This is a genomic window from Salinispora oceanensis (assembly GCF_000383575.1).
Lineage (GTDB): Bacteria > Actinomycetota > Actinomycetes > Mycobacteriales > Micromonosporaceae > Micromonospora > Micromonospora oceanensis.
The window spans coordinates 5,428,068-5,433,279 of record NZ_KB911579.1; the positions used below are offsets into that span (position 1 = coordinate 5,428,068).

Here is a 5,212-nt window from a genome sequence, read left to right on the forward strand (position 1 = left end):
CCGAGCCGCCACACCTTCCGCAGTCCCTGGAACGCCGGCCCGTACTGGTATCCGTGCCGCGCCAGCCGCTCGTACAGGTCGTCCAGCGGCACGGCGATCGCACCGGCCGGCGGCCATTGGTTGCCGAAGGGCCGTGCCACGCCGCCGGCTTCGCCGGCCGCGAGCATGCCTTGGACGTGTTGGGTCCAGATCGCGTCCGGATCGCCGTCGGGCCGGGAGTGCACCCTCAGTTCACGGTGTCCGTTCCCGTCGGCGGCGCCGACGGAGGCCTGGATCTGCACCGCGCCCTGCTCGGGCAGCACGAGCGGCGATTGCAGCACGAGCTCCCGCACCACTGGCGCACCGACCTGGTCTCCGGTGTGGAGGGCGAGCTCCACCCAGACCGCGCCGGCGACCATGACGGCGTCGAACACCGCGTGGTCGGCCAGCCAGGGCATCGAGTCCGCCGACCATCGTCCGGTCCAGAGGTGGCCGTCGGCGGCAGCGAGGTCCACTTCCGCGCCGAGCAGCGGGTGCCCGGTGCGCGCCAGGCCGGCGCCGGACAGGTCGCCGGTGTCGCGGCCGGCGGACAGCCAGTACCTCTCGCGTTGGAACGCGTACGTGGGCAGATCCACGTGCGTGTGTGGGACGCCTTCGAAGATCGCGTGCCAGTTCACTTCCACACCGACGGTGAACAGTTCGGCGGCCGAGGTCAGCAGGCGCCGCAGACCGCCGTCGTCACGGCGCAGCGACCCGACCACCGTGACGTCGTCCAACGTCTCCTCGATCGCCGGCAACAACACCGGATGCGCACTGACCTCCACGAACGACCGGCCACCCGCATCCGCCGCCGAACGCACCGCCTCAGCGAACCGCACCGTAGACCGCAGATTGTCGAACCAGTACCCGGCATCCATCCGCCGGCCGTCAACCAGCCCACCGGTCACCGTCGAGAACACCGCGACCTCACCCGCACCAGGCCGCACCAACTCCAGATCAGCCAGCAACCGGTCCCGCACCTGCTGCATCTGCGGCGAATGCGACGCATAGTCCACCGCCACCCGCCGCGCCCGCACCCCCACCGCCTCACACCGGCCCAGCAACAACGCCAAACCCTCATCCGGACCCGACACCACCACCGTGGTGGGTCCGTTCACCGCCGCCACCGACAACCCCTCCGGCAGCAACTCCCGCACCCGCTGCTCGGCGGCCATCACCGACACCATCCCGCCACCACCGGCAAGCTCGCGCAACGCCCGGCTGCGCAACGCCACCACCCGCGCCCCATCAGCCAGCGACAGGACCCCGGCCACACACGCCGCCGCGATCTCACCCTGCGAGTGACCGATCACCGCCGCCGGCCGCACCCCCCACGAACGCCACACCTGCGCCAGCGACACCATCACCGCCCACAACACCGGCTGCACCACATCAACCCGCGACAGATCCCCGTCCAACGCCTCCGGCAGCGACCACTCCACAAACGGCGCCAACGCCGCCGCGCACTCGGCCATCGAGGACGCGAACACCGCCGACTCGGCCATCAACTGCCGCGCCATCCCGGTCCACTGCGCGCCCTGACCCGGGAACACCCACACCACACCACCGTCACGACCCCCACCCACCGGCACCACCGCGGACAACGCCTCGACCAGCTCGTCACGGCCACCACCGACCACCACCGCGCGATGCTCAAACACCGCACGCGTACGCACCAACGCCGCACCAATCGCCACAGCATCGGCATCCGCCGAGCCCGCCCACCGCGCCAGACACCGCACCTGAGCCCGCAGGCCCTCCGGCGACTTCGCCGAAACCACCCACGGAACGGCCGGCAGAGCCGGCATCGCTTCGTCCCGGACCGGGTCAGCAGGCGCCTGCTCCAGCACGACGTGGGCGTTCGTGCCGCTGATCCCGAACGACGACACCGCCGCACGCCGCGGCTTACCACCGTCCGGCCACGGAGTCGACGTGGTGGCCAGCCGCACCGCGCCGGCGGACCAGTCGACGTGCGGCGTCGGCTCATCCACGTGCAACGTCGCCGGCACCATCCCATGCCGCATCGCCAGGACCATCTTGATCACACCAGCGACACCGGCCGCCGCCTGCGTGTGGCCGATATTCGACTTCACCGAACCCAACAGCACCGGCCGCTGCCGGCCCTGCCCATAGGTGGCCAGCAACGCCTGCGCCTCAATCGGATCACCCAACCGGGTCCCCGTCCCGTGCGCCTCCACCACATCAACGTCACGCAACGACAAGCCCGCATCGGCCACCGCCTGCCGAATCACCCGCTGCTGCGACGGACCATTCGGCGCCGTCAAACCATTCGACGCACCATCCTGATTCACCGCACTACCCCGCAACACAGCCAAAACCTCATGACCGTTACGCCGCGCATCCGACAACCGCTCCAACAGCACCAGACCGACGCCCTCGCTCCACCCCACCCCGTCGGCCGCGGCTGCGAACGCCTTGCACCGGCCGTCCGCCGCCAGTCCGCCCTGACGGGTGGAAACCACGTACGCTCCGGGCGTCGCCATCACCGTGACGCCGCCGGCGATCGCCAGCGAGCAGTCCCCGCGCCGCAGGGCGTGCGAGGCGAGGTGCATGGCGACCAGTGACGAGGAGCAGGCGGTGTCCAGAGTGACCGCCGGGCCCTCCAGTCCCAGCGTGTACGCCACCCTGCCGGAGGCGATGCTGCCCGTGTGGGAGGTGCCCATGAAGCCTTCGAGGTCGGCGGGGACCGACAGCATGTCCGGGGCGTAGTCGTGGTACATCACGCCGGCGAAGATCCCGGTGCTGCTTCCCTTCAGCGACGACGGGTCGATGCCGGCTCGCTCGAACACCTCCCACGAGACCTCGAGCAGCAGTCGCTGCTGCGGGTCCATCGCCAGGGCCTCGCGCGGGCTGATCCCGAAGAAGCCGGCGTCGAACTCGCCCGCGTCGTAGAGGAATCCGCCCTGATCGGTGAGGCTGCGGCTGGGGCCCTCCGGTTTGGCACCGCGCACCCGCGCCGGGTCGAGCAGCGGTTCCCAGCCGCGGTCTGCGGGGAAGCGGGAGACCGCGTCGCCTTCGGCCATCAGCAGGTTCCACAGCTGCTCCGGTGAGGACACCCCGCCGGGGAACCGGCACGCCATGGAGACGATCGCGATCGGCTCCGTGTTCTGGTCCTCCACCTCGCGCAGGCGCTGCTTGGCGTACCGCAGGTCAGCGATCGCCTGCTTGAAATAGTCCCGAACGGTGCGCTCGTCCATCAAGAACCTCTCAGCTCTCTACCGAGGATGGCTATGAGTTCGTCGTCCGACGCGGTGTCGAGGTCGTCCCCGGCGTCGCCGGGCGCCTGATCTTTCGCGGCCCAGCGGTCCAGCACGTCGCGCAGGCGCCGTGCGACGCGTACGCCCTGCTCGTCCCCGGCCGGCAGCATGCCGAGCATGCGTTCCAGGTGGTCGATGGCCTGGATTCCGGCGCTCTCCGGTGACGGATCGCCGGAGATCCGGTCCAGGAGATGGCGGGCGAGAGCAGTCGGTGTGGGGTAGTCGAAGACCAGGGTCGCGGGCAGGCTCAGCTCGGTCGCGGCCTTGAGCCGGTTGCGCAGCTGTACGGCGGTCAACGAGTCGAAGCCCACCTCGTTGAACGCCCGGTCGACCGGAACGTTCTCCGGACCGCGGTACCCGAGCACGACGGCGATCTCCTGGCACAGCAGCCGCAGGACGATCGGCTCCCGCTCGCCGGGGTCGGCTTCGGTGATCCGCCGGCGCAGTCCGGCCGTGCCTTCGTGGCTCGCGGACGCTGTCCGGCGGGGCCGGGCGCGGACCAGGCCGCGCAGCAGCGCGGGGATTTCGGGTTCGGCCCGCACCGCCGCCAGGTTGAGCCGGATCGGGACAAGCACCGGCTCGTCCGCGGCGACCGCGAGGTCGAACAGCCGCAGCGCCTCGGGCGTCGGCATCGGCGAGAGGCCACCCCGGCTCATCCGGTTGATTTCGATCCGATCCAGGTGGCGGGTGAGGCCGGAGCGTTCCTCCCACATTCCCCACGGCAGCGACACGGCGGGAAGGCCTTGGAGACGCCGGTGGGTGGCAAGAGCATCGAGGTACGCGTTGGCGGCGGCGTAGTTGCCCTGTCCGGCCGTGCCGAGCATCCCGGCGACGGAGGAGAACAGCACGAAGGCGGTCAGGTCGAGGTGAGCGGTGAGCTCGTGCAGGTGCCGGGCGGAGTCCGCCTTCGCTGCGAGGACCGCCCGTACCCGGTCCGGGGTCAACGATTCGATCGTGCCGTCGTCCAGCACGCCGGCAGTGTGGATCACGCCCCGCAGGCCGGTGATCCCGTCGAGTACTTCGGCCAGCGCCGCACGGTCCGAGACGTCGCAGGCTACTACCGACACGTCGGCGCCCGCCGCGGTCAGCTCAGCCGACAGCTCCGGGGCACCCGGGGCGTTCATGCCCTGCCGGCTGACCAGGACGAGGCTGCGTACTCCGTGCGCCTCCACGAGGTGGCGGGCCACCTGCGACCCGAGAACGCCGGTGCCGCCGGTGATCAGAACGGTGCCTTCCCAGACCGGTTTTGCGTCCGCTGCCACCCGGGTCAGGCGCGGCGCCGACAGCTGTCCCTCACGGATTCTCAGCTGCGGTTCGTCCAGGCCTGTCACCTGCGGCAGCAGTGCCCGGGACGCGGGGTGGTCGTCGCAGTCGACCAGGACGAACCGGCCCGGGTGCTCGGACTGGGCCGATCGCACCAGACCCCACAGCGCTGCGCCTTCGGGGACGGTCTGAGGCGCCACCACGGCGAGGTATCCGTCCTCCGCGGACAGCCACCGTTGCACCGCGGCCAGCCCTTCGCCGACGACGTCGCTGGTCGAGCGGCCGCCCAGTTGCGGTTCGAACAGCTCGGGCGGCTCGCCGCCGCCGTCGCCGGGAACCGGGATCTGCGCCCACTCGACCGTGTAGAGCGCGCCGCCCGGCGCGGACGGGCGCAACTGGTCGGCCGACACCGGCCGGGAGAGCAGCGACCGTACGGATCCGAGCAGCGCACCGCTTCCGTCGGCGAGGGTCACTGACATCTGGTCGGCGCCGCGCGGGCTCAGCCGGGCCCGTACGGTGTCCGCGCCCACCGCCGACAGCGCTACGTCGTTCCACGCGAACGGCAGGGAGACCGGGGCGTCTCCGCCGGCGGCCAGCGCCGCCTGCAGTGCGGAGTCCAGCAGGGCCGGGTGCAGCAGGAAACCGTCGGCGGG

The 5,212-nt window shown here is 71.2% G+C and carries 2 protein-coding genes; both read right to left on the reverse strand.

Annotated elements, in window-relative coordinates; genetic code table 11:
- Positions 1–3,236: type I polyketide synthase (locus tag SALPAC4_RS0124850; RefSeq protein WP_162562171.1), on the reverse strand; the 3,236-nt coding region annotated here is incomplete at its 3' end.
- Positions 3,236–5,212: type I polyketide synthase (locus tag SALPAC4_RS0124855; RefSeq protein WP_020113576.1), on the reverse strand; the 1,977-nt coding region annotated here is incomplete at its 5' end. The genes SALPAC4_RS0124850 and SALPAC4_RS0124855, both read right to left, overlap by 1 nt.